General features: G+C 70.1%; 19 protein-coding genes. 17 read left to right on the forward strand and 2 right to left on the reverse strand.

Annotation, left to right across the window (positions count from 1 at the left end):
- Positions 1–13: 13 nt before the first annotated feature.
- From rpsE to rplQ, 13 genes are all read left to right on the forward strand, one after another.
- Positions 14–667: a 30S ribosomal protein S5 gene (gene rpsE, locus ACH47X_RS14070; protein WP_036964590.1), complete on the forward strand. Its 654-nt coding sequence runs from the start codon at positions 14–16 to the stop codon at positions 665–667.
- Positions 667–849: a 50S ribosomal protein L30 gene (rpmD, locus tag ACH47X_RS14075; protein ID WP_020016131.1), complete on the forward strand. Its 183-nt coding sequence runs from the start codon at positions 667–669 to the stop codon at positions 847–849. Before rpsE ends, rpmD begins: the two co-directional genes overlap by 1 nt.
- A 2-nt stretch (positions 850–851) precedes the next feature.
- Positions 852–1,304 (forward strand): 50S ribosomal protein L15, encoded by a 453-nt coding sequence (gene rplO / locus ACH47X_RS14080; protein WP_142032750.1) that lies wholly within the window; start codon positions 852–854, stop codon positions 1,302–1,304.
- Positions 1,305–1,517: 213 nt separating this feature from the next.
- Positions 1,518–2,813: a preprotein translocase subunit SecY gene (secY, locus tag ACH47X_RS14085; RefSeq protein ID WP_036964591.1), complete on the forward strand. Its 1,296-nt coding sequence runs from the start codon at positions 1,518–1,520 to the stop codon at positions 2,811–2,813.
- 80 nt (positions 2,814–2,893) lie between these two features.
- Entirely contained in the window at positions 2,894–3,451 is a 558-nt protein-coding gene (locus ACH47X_RS14090; protein WP_397405445.1) for an adenylate kinase, read from the forward strand.
- Positions 3,452–3,454: 3 nt separating this feature from the next.
- Positions 3,455–4,342, forward strand: coding sequence for a type I methionyl aminopeptidase (gene map / locus ACH47X_RS14095; protein WP_397405199.1), 888 nt, complete (start codon positions 3,455–3,457; stop codon positions 4,340–4,342).
- 54 nt (positions 4,343–4,396) lie between these two features.
- A complete protein-coding gene (locus tag ACH47X_RS14100; protein WP_397405201.1) occupies positions 4,397–4,810 on the forward strand; it encodes a hypothetical protein in 414 nt (137 codons plus the stop codon).
- Between the two features lie 294 nt (positions 4,811–5,104).
- Positions 5,105–5,326, forward strand: coding sequence for a translation initiation factor IF-1 (infA, locus tag ACH47X_RS14105; protein ID WP_020016137.1), 222 nt, complete (start codon positions 5,105–5,107; stop codon positions 5,324–5,326).
- Between the two features lie 127 nt (positions 5,327–5,453).
- Positions 5,454–5,567: a 50S ribosomal protein L36 gene (rpmJ, locus tag ACH47X_RS14110; protein WP_003956441.1), complete on the forward strand. Its 114-nt coding sequence runs from the start codon at positions 5,454–5,456 to the stop codon at positions 5,565–5,567.
- A 184-nt stretch (positions 5,568–5,751) separates the two neighbouring features.
- Positions 5,752–6,126, forward strand: coding sequence for a 30S ribosomal protein S13 (rpsM, locus tag ACH47X_RS14115; RefSeq protein WP_036964594.1), 375 nt, complete (start codon positions 5,752–5,754; stop codon positions 6,124–6,126).
- A gap of 75 nt (positions 6,127–6,201) precedes the next feature.
- Entirely contained in the window at positions 6,202–6,606 is a 405-nt protein-coding gene (gene rpsK / locus ACH47X_RS14120; RefSeq protein WP_020016139.1) for a 30S ribosomal protein S11, read from the forward strand.
- A 188-nt stretch (positions 6,607–6,794) separates the two neighbouring features.
- Positions 6,795–7,811 (forward strand): DNA-directed RNA polymerase subunit alpha, encoded by a 1,017-nt coding sequence (locus ACH47X_RS14125; protein ID WP_036964595.1) that lies wholly within the window; start codon positions 6,795–6,797, stop codon positions 7,809–7,811.
- A 55-nt stretch (positions 7,812–7,866) separates the two neighbouring features.
- Entirely contained in the window at positions 7,867–8,403 is a 537-nt protein-coding gene (gene rplQ, locus ACH47X_RS14130; protein WP_397405203.1) for a 50S ribosomal protein L17, read from the forward strand.
- Positions 8,404–8,478: 75 nt separating this feature from the next.
- On the opposite strand, the gene ACH47X_RS14135 is transcribed toward rplQ, so the two are convergent.
- The gene (locus tag ACH47X_RS14135) at positions 8,479–9,237 is read right to left on the reverse strand and encodes an ROK family protein (protein ID WP_397405205.1); all 759 of its coding nucleotides are present in this window, start codon (positions 9,235–9,237) and stop codon (positions 8,479–8,481) included.
- Positions 9,238–9,276: 39 nt separating this feature from the next.
- On the opposite strand from ACH47X_RS14135, the gene ACH47X_RS14140 reads away from it, so the two are divergent.
- Entirely contained in the window at positions 9,277–10,191 is a 915-nt protein-coding gene (locus tag ACH47X_RS14140) for a tRNA pseudouridine synthase A (RefSeq protein WP_397405207.1), read from the forward strand.
- A 150-nt stretch (positions 10,192–10,341) separates the two neighbouring features.
- On the opposite strand, the gene ACH47X_RS14145 is transcribed toward ACH47X_RS14140, so the two are convergent.
- Positions 10,342–10,767, reverse strand: a complete 426-nt coding sequence (locus ACH47X_RS14145; protein ID WP_397405209.1) for a DUF5709 domain-containing protein — start codon at positions 10,765–10,767, stop codon at positions 10,342–10,344.
- Positions 10,768–11,063: 296 nt separating this feature from the next.
- Between ACH47X_RS14145 and rplM the strand changes: the two genes are divergently transcribed.
- The 3 genes from rplM (at position 11,064) to glmM (ending at position 13,549) form a co-directional block, all read left to right on the forward strand.
- Complete coding sequence (gene rplM, locus ACH47X_RS14150) at positions 11,064–11,513, forward strand: 50S ribosomal protein L13 (RefSeq protein WP_020016145.1); 450 nt, start codon at positions 11,064–11,066, stop codon at positions 11,511–11,513.
- 43 nt (positions 11,514–11,556) lie between these two features.
- A complete protein-coding gene (rpsI, locus tag ACH47X_RS14155) occupies positions 11,557–12,042 on the forward strand; it encodes a 30S ribosomal protein S9 (protein ID WP_036964600.1) in 486 nt (161 codons plus the stop codon).
- Positions 12,043–12,184: 142 nt separating this feature from the next.
- Complete coding sequence (glmM, locus tag ACH47X_RS14160) at positions 12,185–13,549, forward strand: phosphoglucosamine mutase (protein WP_397405212.1); 1,365 nt, start codon at positions 12,185–12,187, stop codon at positions 13,547–13,549.
- The last annotated feature ends 121 nt before the right edge of the window (positions 13,550–13,670 follow it).

The raw sequence follows: 13,670 nt of genomic DNA on the forward strand, positions 1-13,670 counted from the left end.
AGAGGACTCTCTGATGGCTGCAGGGCAGCGCAGCGGCGCCCCCCAGGGTGCCGCCACCGAGAACAAGGACCGTAACGACCGCCGTGGCGGCGGGCGTCGCGACGACCGCCGCGGCGGTCGCGAGGAGAAGAGCGCCTTCGTCGAGAAGGTCGTCTCCATCAACCGCGTCGCCAAGGTCGTCAAGGGCGGCCGTCGCTTCAGCTTCACCGCGCTCGTCGTGGTGGGCGATGGCGACGGCACCGTCGGCGTCGGCTACGGCAAGGCCAAGGAGGTGCCCGCGGCTATCGCCAAGGGTGTCGAGGAGGCGAAGAAGAACTTCTTCCGCGTCCCTCGCATCCAGGGCACCATCCCGCACCCCATCCAGGGTGAGGCCGCTGCCGGTGTCGTGTTCCTGCGTCCGGCGTCCCCGGGTACCGGTGTTATCGCCGGTGGTCCGGTCCGCGCCGTGCTGGAGTGCGCCGGCATCCACGACGTGCTGAGCAAGTCGCTCGGTTCGTCCAACGCGATCAACATCGTGCACGCCACGGTCGCGGCCCTGCGGGGTCTCGAGGAGCCGGCCGCAGTTGCCGCTCGTCGTGGGCTCCCGCTGGAGGACGTGGCCCCGGCCGCGCTGCTCCGCGCGCAGGCCGCCGGTCGTGCCGAGTCGACTGCAAAGGCGGGTGCGTGATGGCTCGACTGAAGGTGACTCAGACCAAGTCCGCCATCGGCGGCAAGCAGAACCAGCGTGACACGCTGCGGACGCTCGGCCTCAAGCGGATCGGCGACACCGCCGTGAAGGAGGACCGCGCGGAGATCCGTGGCATGGTCAAGACGGTGGCGCACCTCGTCGCCGTCGAGGAGGTCGAGTGATCATGGCGGAGAACAAGCCGCTGAAGGTCCACCACCTCCGTCCGGCCCCCGGCGCCAAGACCGCGAAGACCCGTGTGGGTCGCGGTGAGGGCTCGAAGGGTAAGACGGCAGGCCGTGGTACCAAGGGTACGAAGGCTCGTTACCAGGTCCCCGCGGGCTTCGAGGGTGGGCAGATGCCTCTGCACATGCGCCTTCCGAAGCTCCGTGGCTTCAAGAACCCGTTCCGCGTCGAGTTCCAGGTCGTGAACCTGGACAAGCTTTCCGAGCTGTTCCCCGAGGGTGGCTCCGTCACCGTCGAGGACCTGGTCGCGAAGGGCGCGGTCCGTAAGGGCCAGCCCGTGAAGGTGCTCGGCAACGGCGACATCACCGTCAAGCTCGAGATCGCGGTCGACCGCGTCTCGGCGTCCGCCAAGGAGAAGATCCTGGCGGCCGGCGGTACGGTCTCGGAGGCCTGAGACAGCTGACAGGGCCGGCGGCGCGTGAGCGCGGCCGGCCCTGTGTGCTCTCTTGAGTATTTCCGGGAGCGAACGTGGTCCAACGGACCTCGTAAGCAACGTAGAATCCGACACGGTCTGGCTGCACCGTTGTGGTCTGGCCCACGTTCGACTCACCTCGCCGGCGTCCCGCCGGCGACACTAGATCCCGCAACGGCGGGCCAGGAGGATAGGGTGCTCAGCGCTTTCGGCCGGGCTTTCCGGACGCCAGACCTGCGGCGCAAGCTGCTGTTCACGATCGCCATCATGACGATCTTCCGCCTCGGGTCGTTCATCCCGACTCCGGGCGTGGACTACGCGAACGTGCAGCAATGTATCGCGCAGGCGGACAACGACAGCCTGCTCGGCCTGATCAACGTCTTCAGCGGCGGCGCGCTGCTGCAGCTGTCGATCTTCGCCCTCGGGATCATGCCGTACATCACGGCCAGCATCATCGTGCAGCTGCTTCGCGTGGTCATCCCGCGCTTCGAGGCCCTGCACAAGGAGGGCCAGTCGGGCCAGACCAAGCTGACCCAGTACACGCGCTACCTGACGATCGCCCTCGCGATCCTCCAGTCGACGACCGTCATCACGACGGCGCGCCAGGGCCTGCTCTTCAGCGGCTGTGGCCTGGACGTCATCGCGGACGACAGCATCCTGACCTCCATCTTCATGGTCATCACCATGACCGCTGGTACCGGCCTGGTCATGTGGCTCGGCGAGCTCATCACCGAGCGCGGCGTCGGCAACGGCATGTCGCTCCTGATCTTCACGTCGATCGCGGCCAGCTTCCCGACCTCCCTCTGGTCGATCGCCGGTGGCGCCAACGGCGTCGTGAACTTCACGATCATGGTCCTCGTGATCATCCTGGTCATCGGCCTCGTGGTGTTCGTCGAGCAGTCGCAGCGCCGCATCCCGGTGCAGTACGCCAAGCGCATGGTGGGCCGCCGCATGTACGGCGGCACCAGCACGTACATCCCGATCAAGATCAACATGTCCGGCGTGATCCCCGTGATCTTCGCGGCGTCGATCCTCGCCATCCCGGGGCTTCTCGCCCAGTTCGGGGACCAGAGCTCCGAGTGGGTCATCTGGATCTCCAACAACCTGGTCCAGCAGTCGTCGCCGCTGTACATCGCGATCTACACGCTGATGATCATCTTCTTCTGCTTCTTCTACACCTCGATCACGTTCAACCCGGACGAGGTCGCGGACAACATGAAGAAGTACGGCGGCTTCATCCCCGGCATCCGGGCCGGCCGCCCCACGGCGGAGTACCTCGACTTCGTGATCACCCGGATCACCTCCGCCGGTTCCCTGTACCTCGCGCTGATCGCGCTGATCCCGACGCTGGTGCTCGTCTTCCTTGGCGTCAGCACCAACCTGCCCTTCGGCGGTAGCTCGATCCTCATCGTGGTCGGCGTCGGGCTGGAGACGGTCAAGCAGATCGACTCCCAGCTGCAGCAGCGCCACTACGAAGGATTCCTCCGTTGAGCCAGACTCCCACCACCGCCACTCGCCGCGAGCTGCACGCTCGTCCGGACCGGGAGGGCCAGGTCACCCGCCTGGTCATCATGGGCCCGCAGGGCGTCGGCAAGGGCACGCAGGCAGCGCGCCTTGCCGAGGTCTTCGGGATCGTGGCGATCTCCACCGGTGACATCTTCCGGGCCAACATCAAGGACAGCACGGACCTCGGCAACACGGCGCAGGCCTACATCGACAAGGGCGAGCTCGTTCCGGACGAGGTCACCAACGCCATGGTTCGCGACCGCCTGGGACAGGACGACGTCAAGGCCGGCTTCCTGCTCGACGGCTACCCGCGCAACGCGGCCCAGGTCAGCGAGCTGGACGCCGCGCTGGCCGGCTTCGGCTGGGAGCTGGACGGCGTGATCGAGCTGACCGCGGAGCGGGACGTGCTCATGGAGCGCCTCGCCAAGCGTGCGGACGAAGAGGGGCGCGAGGACGACACCCCCGAGGGGATCGCCCGGCGCCTCGACATCTACTACAGCGAGACGGCACCCCTCACCGCGGCCTACGCGGAGCGAGGGCTGCTGGCCAAGGTGGACGGCGTCGGCGAGATCGCCGAAGTCACCGACCGCATCGTCGCCTCGCTCGCGACCCAGCTGGGCTGAGCGGTGGTCTTCGGCCGGGAGCGGATCGAGTACAAGACACCGGACCAGGTGCGCCTCATGCGGCGCGCCGGTCTGGTGGTCGCCGACACGCTCGCCGCGGTCCGGGCGGCTGCCCGGCCCGGCCTGACCACCGCCGACCTCGACGCCGTCGCCGCGCGCACGATCGAGGCGGCCGGCGCCAAGCCGTCGTTCCTGGGCTACCACGGCTTCCCTGCGGTCATCTGCGCCTCGGTCAACGACGAGGTCATCCACGGCATCCCGGGCAGCCGGGTGCTCGCCGCGGGTGACCTCGTCTCGATCGACTGCGGCGCGATCGTCGAGGGCTGGCACGGCGACTCGGCGATCTCGTTCGTCCTGGGCCCCGAGGGCGCCCTGGACCACCGCCTGCCCGACGACGCCCTGGTCGCCGCCGGAGCGGATCTCGCCGACATCGCGCTCGTCCGGGCGACCGAGACGGCCATGTGGGCCGGCATCGCGTCCCTGGCGTCGGCCAAGCGGCTCAACGCCGTGGGCGAGGCCGTCGAGACCGCCGTCGAGCTGGCCGGGGAGTTCACCGGCACCGAGTACGGGATCGTCGAGGAGTACGTGGGGCACGGCATCGGCACCGCCATGCACCAGCCCCCGGACGTGCACAACTACCGGACCTCCGGGTCGGGCCCGCGCCTGCGGCCCGGCATGTGCCTCGCCATCGAGCCGATGATCAGCCGAGGCGGCGGCGAGACCAAGGTGCTCGCGGACGACTGGACCGTGGTCACGACCGACGGCTCGCGCGCGGCCCACTGGGAGCACTCGACGGCGATCATGGCGGACGGCATCGTCGTCCTGACGGCCGTCGACGGGGGAGCGGAGCGCCTCGCCGACTTCGGCGTGCGGCCCGTCGACCTCGGCTGAGAAACTTCACCCCGGGGGCTATTTAAGGCCCAGTCAGTTGGCTAGGATCGGCCCGTGACCGACGACGCGCACACCCTGCCCGACACCGGTGCCCGGGCGCCGGCGCGCGCCGTGCCGGGGCGGGCGCGCGGGCGGTGGTACGCGCGGGTCCCGGCGGCGCTCGGACGAGGGCTGCGCCGTCTCGGGCGCTGGCTCGCCGTCTGGGGACGCAGGCTCGCCCCGAGTCCCTACCTGTGGGTCGGGATCGTGCTCGGTTTCGGCACCTCGCTCCTCGTGTGGGAGTCGGTCCTGCTGCTCGGCATCGTGGTGTGGCTGTTCGGGATCTGGGTCTGGGTCACCCGCGGGCGGCCCGTGCTCGTGGCGCTCGGCCTGGGCATCGTGCTCGGCTGGCTCCCGATGCTGTACTTCTTCGTGGACAGCCTGCCCCACACGATGATCGGTCTGCCGGGGGTCGAGTACGACCTCTGAGGCGCCCCGCGTGGCGAGGCTCACGCGCCGGACGTGCGCCGTCGGCGGTCTTCGCTTTGAATGGTTTACGAACTGACGTAAGATAGATCGCTGGGTGTAGTCCGTCCAACGCCTCCAGATCTTGAAAGGGTGCCGACGGCGCCTGCCGGTCCCCGCGCATGCGGGGCGCAGGCCGAGGCACACGAGGTAGGCGGTACACGGACACACGCGACATCCACACCCGACTGACGGTCTCGCAGGTCTCCTGCGGTGCCGTGGGCGTGGAAGCAGTCACGACGAGAGTTAGCGGAGGATATGGCAAAGAAGGACGGTGTCATCGAGATCGAGGGCAGTGTGATCGAGGCTCTGCCGAACGCGATGTTCCGCGTCGAGCTGTCGAACGGTCACAAGGTTCTCGCGCACATCTCGGGAAAGATGCGTCAGCACTACATCCGGATCCTCCCCGAGGACCGCGTGGTGGTGGAGCTCAGCCCGTACGACCTGTCCCGCGGCCGGATCGTCTACCGCTACAAGTAGTCAGTCCCCGATCCGGGGCTGCGTCACCCACGGCCTGGCCGCGGAGGACGTCGCCGTACGATCGACCACCCACGACACTGCTGCGCGCGCACCGGGAGACCGGACGTTCGTGGCGGAGGAAAACCCGATGAAGGTCAAGCCGAGCGTCAAGAAGATCTGCGACAAGTGCAAGGTGATCCGCCGGCACGGTCGCGTCATGGTGATCTGCGACAACCTGCGCCACAAGCAGCGCCAGGGCTGATCACGCTCCGGGCACACGCCCGGGCCGGTGGCTGAGGCCACCACCAGCGCACCACCTCGAACCACGCCCCGCGGGCAACCGCGCAGGGCAGGGGAACCCTCGGTCCGGAGGCCGGGGCCCGCGAAGAATCGCGGGATGGCGGTGCGGCAGACCTCCGACGAGCAGTACAGGAGCCGGAAGGCACATGGCACGTCTTATCGGCGTCGACCTCCCCCGCGACAAGCGGCTTGAGGTTGCGCTCACTTACATCTTCGGTGTGGGTCGTACCCGCGCGAAGGAGACCCTGGCCGCCACGGGCATCAGCCCGGACGTCCGCGTGAAGGACCTCGGCGACGCCGAGCTCGTTGCGCTCCGCGACTACCTCGAGGGCAACTTCAAGCTCGAGGGTGACCTCCGCCGTGAGGTCGCGGCCGACATCCGCCGCAAGGTCGAGATCGGCACCTACCAGGGCCTGCGCCACCGTCGCGGCCTGCCGGTGCGTGGTCAGCGCACCAAGACCAACGCGCGCACCCGCAAGGGTCCCAAGCGCACCGTCGCGGGCAAGAAGAAGGCCCGCTGATAGCAGTCCGTGGAGCGGTCGGCTCATCGAGCTGAGACCGCCCCGGTCCGATCAGACCAGGAGATTACAGAACAGATGCCTCCCAAGACTCGCGCCGCCGCCGGCCGTAAGCCGCGCCGCAAGGACAAGAAGAACGTCCCGCTCGGCCAGGCGCACATCAAGTCCACCTTCAACAACACGATCATCTCGATCACCGACCCGTCCGGTGCCGTGGTGTCGTGGGCCTCTGCCGGCCACGTCGGCTTCAAGGGCTCCCGCAAGTCCACCCCGTACGCCGCGCAGATGGCCGCCGAGTCGGCCGCCCGCCGCGCGCAGGAGCACGGCGTCAAGAAGGTCGACGTCTTCGTGAAGGGCCCGGGTTCCGGTCGCGAGACCGCCATCCGCTCGCTCCAGGCGACCGGCCTCGAGGTCGGCTCGATCCAGGACGTGACGCCCCAGGCGCACAACGGCTGCCGCCCCCCGAAGCGTCGCCGCGTCTGACGTACGTCTGTCGCGACGCGGTGCGGCGCGCGGCCCCAGGGCCGCGGGGCCGCACCGCGATCGCGGCGCCCGCTCACCTCATGAGGTGAGCAACCCGCCCGGACGGTGACAGAGATCCGCCCGGGCTGCGAGAGATCGCAAGGCCGTGATGCGTCATATAGCGGACGCACACTGAAAGGACACCCACAGTGCTCATCGCACAGCGCCCCACGCTGACCGAAGAGGTCATCTCGGAGAGCCGTTCCCGCTTCTCCATCGAGCCGCTCGAGCCTGGCTTCGGCTACACGCTCGGCAACTCGATGCGTCGCACCCTGCTGTCGTCCATCCCGGGCGCGGCTGTCACGTCCATCCGTATCGACGGTGTGCTGCACGAGTTCAGCACCGTGTCGGGCGTGAAGGAGGACGTCACCGAGATCATCCTCAACATCAAGAACCTCGTCGTCTCCTCGGAGAACGACGAGCCCGTCGTGATGTACCTGCGCAAGCAGGGCGCCGGCACCGTGACCGCCGCGGACATCGTTCCGCCGGCGGGGGTCGAGGTCCACAACCCCGACCTGCACATCGCCACCCTCAACGACAAGGGCAAGCTCGAGATCGAGCTGACCGTCGAGCGGGGCCGTGGGTACGTGTCCGCCGCGCAGAACAAGCAGTTCGACGCGGAGATCGGGCGCATCCCGGTCGACTCGATCTACTCGCCGGTCCTCAAGGTCACGTACAAGGTCGAGGCCACCCGAGTCGAGCAGCGCACCGACTTCGACAAGCTCATCGTCGACGTCGAGACCAAGCAGGCGATCACGCCTCGCGACGCGCTCGCATCGGCTGGCAAGACCCTGGTCGAGCTGTTCGGCCTGGCACGTGAGCTGAACGTCGAGGCCGAGGGCATCGAGATCGGCCCGTCGCCGACGGACACCGCGCTGGCCGCGGACCTGGCGCTGCCGATCGAGGAGCTCAACCTCACCATCCGTTCGTACAACTGCCTCAAGCGCGAGGGCATCCACCAGGTGGGCGAGCTCGTGGCCCGCAGCGAGGCGGACCTGCTCGACATCCGCAACTTCGGTGCGAAGTCGATCACCGAGGTCAAGGAGAAGCTGGCCGAGCTCGGCCTCAGCCTCAAGGACTCGCCGCTGGACTTCGATCCGGCCGGCGCCTCGTACTTCGAGGGTGGCGACTCCGCGGCCTACGGCAGCGACGAGCAGTCGTACTGACGTCCCGCACCCGGCCTAGGCCGGGTGCGCGGAACCACATTCAAGGAGACAAGCAATGCCTACCCCCACCAAGGGCGCACGGCTCGGCGGTAGCCCGGCTCACGAGCGTCTGATCCTCGCGAACCTGTCGACCTCGCTCTTCGAGCACGGCCGCATCACGACCACCGAGACCAAGGCCAAGCGCCTGCGTCCGCTGGCCGAGCGTCTGATCACGTTCGCGAAGAAGGGCGACCTGTCCGCCCGCCGCCGCGTGCTCACCGTCGTGCGCGACAAGGGCGTGGTCCACACGCTGTTCACCGAGATCGCCCCGGCCATGGCCGAGCGCAACGGTGGCTACACGCGCATCACCAAGATCGGCACCCGCAAGGGCGACAACGCGCCGATGGCGGTCATCGAGCTCGTGACCGAGCCCGTGAGCCCCAAGCAGGCCGTCGTCAAGGAGGCCACCAAGGCCACCGAGAAGGCTGCTCCGGTCGAGGACGCGCCCGTCGAGGACGCTCCCGTGGAGGAGACCCCCGCCGAGGACGTCAAGGACGCCCCCGCCGAGGAGACTCCCGCCGAGGAGACCACGGAGGAGAAGAAGGAGGCCTGAGCCCCCTTCCTCCCTGCACGACGCCGGGCCGCACCTTCCGTACGGAGGGTGCGGCCCGGCGTCGTCGTCGGTGGGTCAGGACGGCGGGAGGTCCCAGGCGCGCGCGCCGCCCACGAGGGCGGCGGAGTTGGGCACGATGACGACGTCGTCGCCCAGCCGGGCCAGCGCCGACGGCGTGATGCAGCGGGCGTTGCCGCCGCCGATGTACAGCCGGTCCCAGTGGAAGACGGGCCGCAGCCCGTCCACGACGGTGACCACGCGCCGCGACCACAGCCCGTCCCCGAGCCGGCGCCGCTCGGGCTCGCCGATGTACTGGTCGTACGTGAGGCTGCGGCGCACGGGGGCGTGCGACCACTCCAGGTGGGGCGCGATCCGCCCGCCGTGGAACATCGCCGTGCCCAGGCCCGTACCGAGCGTGATGACCAGCTCCAGGCCCGACGCCGCGACGACGCCCGCGCCGTGCACCTCGGCGTCGTTCAGGACGAGGGCGGGCAGCCCCAGGCGTGCCGCGACCGCCGCCTGCATGTCGAAGCTGCTCCACGCCTCCTGGAGCGCGGGGACCACGCGGGACCGCGGCCCCGACCTGGTGATGTAGTGCGGCGTGTGCACCACGACGCCGCTGCGGATCATGCCCGGCATGCCGACCGTGACCCGTGCCGCGGCGGGCAGGTCGGTGGCGATCTTGGCGATCGTGTCGACGAGCAGCTCCGGCGGCAGCGGGTAGGGGGTCGGCACCCGGACGGGGGTCGCGTGGGCCGTGCCCGACGTGTCGAGGACGGCCGCCTTGATGCCGCCGCCGCCACAGTCGACCGCGAGCGTGAGGGTGTCTGCCATGACGTCACTGTACGAACCCTCGCGGGGGCATCGGGGAAGATGGCTGACGTGAACGACTTCATCCGGGTCCGCCTCGACCTTGCCTACGACGGCACCGACTTCGCGGGCTGGGCCCGCCAGCCGGGCCTGCGCACCGTCGAGGGGACCCTCCAGGGCGGCCTCGCCCAGGTGCTGCGGACCGAGCCGCGCGGCCTCCCGGCGCCCCGCCTCACGGTCGCGGGCCGCACCGACTCCGGCGTCCACGCACGGGGCCAGGTGGCGCACGTCGACATCGACCCCGAGGCCTGGGTCGCGCTGCCCGGCCGGTCCGACCGCGCGCCCGGGGCGTCGCTCGTGACCCGGCTGGGGGGCGTGCTCCCCGGAGACCTGGTCGTGCGGCGGGCCGCGCCCGCGCCTGCGGGTTTCGACGCGCGCTTCTCAGCGCTGCGCCGCCGCTACACCTACCGGATCGCCGACGACGTCGCGCTGCGCGACCCGCTGCGCCGCAGCCACGTGCTGTGGACCCGGAAGCCGCTGGACGCCGACGCCATGGACGCCGCGGTCCGCCCGCTGACGGGGGTGCGCGACTTCGCCGCCTACTGCAAGCCGCGGCCCGGGGCGACGACCATCCGGGAGCTGCAGCGCATGGCCTGGGAACGGCCGGTCGACGGGCCGGACGCCGGGCTCGTGGTGGCGCACGTCGTGGCCGACGCGTTCTGCCACAACATGGTGCGCGCGCTCGTCGGGGCGTCGATCGCGGTGGGGGAGGGGCGCCGTCCGGTGAGCTGGCCGGCCGACCTCCTGGCGAGCCGGCGGCGGGAGGCCGGCGTCCTCGTGGTGCCGCCCGAGGGGCTGTGCCTGGAGGAGATCAGCTACCCGGCGGACGCCGAGCTCGCGGCCCGGGCCGAGGCGGTCAAGGCGAAGCGGATGGACGAGGACGTCTGGGACGAGCAGGTGGCTGCCCCGCCGGGATAGAACGGAACCGCTGGTCGAGCTTGTCGGGACCGCACGAGGGTCTCGACGAGCGCGAACAGCGGATGCGCTGGCGCTCCGGTCACGGCTCCCTACCTTCTGAGGAGCCGTGACCTGCGCTCCGCTACGGGCGAGTGCCTTGCTGCGCTCCGGTCACGGCTCCTCGACCCAGTGGACCGCGGCCTCCTCGGCGCTCGCGCCCGCGCCGTCGATGCCCGCGTCGGTGCCGTACAGGTCGTTCTCGCGGTTGCCGTCCTCGGCCGCGTAGCTCCCGGGGTCGGCGTCGGGGTCGGAGACGAGCCGGCCCGCGCGCGACGTGTCGGCGCGGTCGAGCGGGTCGTCCTGCCAGATGTCCGGCTCCTCCTCGCTGAGGCGCTGGTCCATCGGCTCGCCCTGCCGCTCCTCCCACGAGGTCTCGCCCCAGTGGTTCGAGCGCGGGCGGTCCGGCGGGGAGTAGCCCTCGTCGAGGAAGTCCTTGGGACCACGGCTGTACAGGGTGTCCTCGGTCGGGAGCTGGTCGGTGTCGCCCTCGGCGATACCGTCCGGTCCAGGCATGGTGGCTGGGGTTTCCTCGGTCATGGTCCTACCGTGACACCAGTTCGGCGCAGACGCCAGAGTGCCGGGGCCGGAGTGCCGACGTGGCGAACCTCATGCCCGGGAACGGCACCGTGGTGCGCCTACGCTTTGACCCCCGGGGAAACTGCCAGGTACCCTAATGAGTCGTTGTGCTTTGTCACGACGTCCTGCGTCGGCACCGAGCCCACTCGAGTGCCGACGACCGGCCCGGACGTCATTCTGACCCCCGCGCACAACGATCTGACTCATCGGGCGCCGCTTCTCGCCCGACGACACCGCAAACGAAAAGGTTACGAACCGTGCGTACGTACACCCCCAAGCCCGGCGACGTCCAGCGCGACTGGTACGTCGTCGACGCGACCGACGTCGTCCTGGGCCGCCTGGCAAGCCAGGTCGCAACCCTGCTGCGCGGGAAGCACAAGCCGACCTTCGCCCCGCACGTCGACGGCGGTGACTTCGTCATCGTCATCAACGCGGACAAGGTCGCGCTGAGCGGCAACAAGCGCGAGACCAAGCTGGCTTACCGCCACTCGGGCTACCCGGGCGGTCTCACGGCCACCCCGTACGGCGAGCTCCTGGACACCAAGCCGGAGCGCGCCATCGAGAAGGCCGTGCGCGGCATGATCCCCAAGACCTCGCTCGGTCGGACGCAGATGACCCACCTGAAGGTCTACGCAGGCTCTGAGCACCCGCACACGGCGCAGCAGGCCAAGCCGTTCGAGATCACCCAGGTTTCGCAGCAGGCCTGAGGCCGCTGCCGGATCGCAACGCGAAGGACGCGAGGACATCACAGTGGCCGAGACCACCGTCGAATTCGAGCAGGGCGCCGAGGCGCCCAGCAACTACACCACCGAGACTGCCGCGCCGGCGACGCGCGGTTCGTCCATCACCGCCCCGGGCCAGGCCCTCGGGCGCCGCAAGGAGGCCGTGGCGCGCGTGCGCCTCGTCCCCGGTACCGGCACCTGGAAGATCAACGGCCGCACCCTCGAGGACTACTTCCCGAACAAGGTGCACCAGCAGCTGGTCAACTCGCCGCTGAACCTGGTCGAGGTCGAGGGCCGCTTCGACGTCATCGCCCGCATCACGGGTGGCGGCACGTCGGGGCAGGCCGGTGCGCTGCGCCTGGGCATCGCCCGTGCGCTGAACGCCATCGACGAGGACGCGAACCGCGCCGAGCTCAAGAAGGCCGGCTTCCTCACGCGTGACGACCGCAAGGTCGAGCGCAAGAAGGCCGGTCTCAAGAAGGCCCGCAAGGCTCCGCAGTACTCCAAGCGCTGATCAGAGCGCTTGGCCGGGTGGCCCCGCCGGACAGTGTCGAACTGTTCAGCGGGGCCACCTGCTTTTGCAGGGGCAGGGAGCGGAACCGGCACCCGCCGGCGCCCACTACGGTGGGATCGGGAACGAGCTGAGGAGAACGCGCATGGGCAGGCTGTTCGGCACCGACGGAGTTCGGGGCCTCGCCAACAAGGACATCACCGCGGAGCTGGCATTGGAGCTGGGTGCCGCGGCGGCGCGGGTCCTGACCGCGCAGGGTGAGCTGCTGGGCCCGCGACCGCGGGCCGTCGTCGGGCGGGACACGCGTGCGTCGGGCGAGTTCCTGGCCGGGGCGGTCGCCGCCGGACTGGCGTCCGCGGGCGTGGACGTGGTGATGCTGAACGTGCTGCCGACGCCCGCGCTGGCGTACCTGGTGACGGAGCTGGAGGCCGACCTCGGCGTCATGGTCTCCGCCTCGCACAACCCGATGCCCGACAACGGCATCAAGTTCTTCGCCCGGGGCGGGCTCAAGCTCGACGACGCCGTCGAGGATGCCATCCAGGCGACGCTCGGGGACGACTGGGAGCGCCCGACGGGGGCCGACGTCGGCCGCATCCGTACCGACGGCCAGGCGGCCGCCGAGCGCTACGTGCGGCACCTGACGGACAGCGTCGGCACCACCCCGGACCACCGGCCGCTGGAGGGCCTGCGCATCGCGCTGGACTGCGCGAACGGCGCGGCGAGCGAGGTCGGCCCGGAGGCGCTGCGCGCCGCGGGCGCGGACGTCGTGGTGATGAACGCCAGCCCGGACGGCCGGAACATCAACGAGAAGTGCGGCTCGACGCACCCGGAGCAGCTGCAGGCCGTCGTCGTGGCCTCGGAGGCCGACTTCGGCGTGGCGTTCGACGGCGACGCCGACCGCTGCCTCGCCGTCGACCACACCGGCAAGATCGTGGACGGCGACCAGATCCTCGGCATCCTGGCCACCGCCCTCAAGGAGGAGGGCCGCCTGCCGGGCGACACCCTCGTCGTCACGGTGATGAGCAACCTGGGCCTGATCCTCGCGATGCGGGAGCGGGGCATCACGACGGTGCAGACCGCCGTCGGCGACCGGTACGTGCTGGAGGAGATGCGCGCCAAGGGCTACGGCCTGGGTGGCGAGCAGTCGGGCCACATCATCCTGGCCGAGCACGCCACCACCGGCGACGGCGTCCTGTCGGCGCTCCACCTCGCGGCCCGGGTCAAGGCGTCGGGCAAGCGCCTGGGTGATCTTGCGGGTGAGATCGAGCGGCTGCCGCAGACGCTGGTCAACGTGCGCGGAGTGGACAAGTCCCGCGCCGGTACCGACGAGGGCGTCCAGGCGGCCGTGGCCGACGCGACGGCTCGCCTGGGGGACACCGGGCGGGTGCTGCTGCGGCAGTCCGGCACGGAGCCGCTGGTCCGCGTCATGGTCGAGGCCCCGGCGCAGGACGAGGCGGACAAGGTGGCCGAGGACCTTGCCGCCGTCGTGCGGGAGCGGCTCGCGCTCTGACGTGAACGGCCCGTGAAACCTTGGGAAGCGGGGTTGTACCAGGGGGTCCCCTGATGCGTTTCAGGGGGCCCCCTTGCGTACTCTGGCAGTAGGCACTATGAGGTGCCCTCCTCCGCCCCCC

Source organism: Promicromonospora kroppenstedtii (assembly GCF_044389675.1).
Taxonomy (GTDB): Bacteria; Actinomycetota; Actinomycetes; order Actinomycetales; family Cellulomonadaceae; genus Promicromonospora; species Promicromonospora kroppenstedtii.

Bases quoted from the DNA above. Each gene is read 5' to 3' on its own strand.
- rplQ (WP_397405203.1), top strand. From the start codon at position 7,867: ATGCCTACCCCCACCAAGGGCGCACGGCTCGGCGGTAGCCCGGCTCAC.
- glmM (WP_397405212.1), top strand. From the start codon at position 12,185: ATGGGCAGGCTGTTCGGCACCGACGGAGTTCGGGGCCTCGCCAACAAG.
- rpsE (WP_036964590.1), top strand. From the start codon at position 14: ATGGCTGCAGGGCAGCGCAGCGGCGCCCCCCAGGGTGCCGCCACCGAG.
- infA (WP_020016137.1), top strand. From the start codon at position 5,105: ATGGCAAAGAAGGACGGTGTCATCGAGATCGAGGGCAGTGTGATCGAG.
- ACH47X_RS14135 (WP_397405205.1), bottom strand. From the start codon at position 9,237: ATGGCAGACACCCTCACGCTCGCGGTCGACTGTGGCGGCGGCGGCATC.
- ACH47X_RS14145 (WP_397405209.1), bottom strand. From the start codon at position 10,767: ATGACCGAGGAAACCCCAGCCACCATGCCTGGACCGGACGGTATCGCC.
- rpsK (WP_020016139.1), top strand. From the start codon at position 6,202: ATGCCTCCCAAGACTCGCGCCGCCGCCGGCCGTAAGCCGCGCCGCAAG.
- rpsM (WP_036964594.1), top strand. From the start codon at position 5,752: ATGGCACGTCTTATCGGCGTCGACCTCCCCCGCGACAAGCGGCTTGAG.
- rpmD (WP_020016131.1), top strand. From the start codon at position 667: ATGGCTCGACTGAAGGTGACTCAGACCAAGTCCGCCATCGGCGGCAAG.
- ACH47X_RS14140 (WP_397405207.1), top strand. From the start codon at position 9,277: ATGGCTGACGTGAACGACTTCATCCGGGTCCGCCTCGACCTTGCCTAC.
- rpmJ (WP_003956441.1), top strand. From the start codon at position 5,454: ATGAAGGTCAAGCCGAGCGTCAAGAAGATCTGCGACAAGTGCAAGGTG.
- ACH47X_RS14090 (WP_397405445.1), top strand. From the start codon at position 2,894: ATGGGCCCGCAGGGCGTCGGCAAGGGCACGCAGGCAGCGCGCCTTGCC.
- rplO (WP_142032750.1), top strand. From the start codon at position 852: ATGGCGGAGAACAAGCCGCTGAAGGTCCACCACCTCCGTCCGGCCCCC.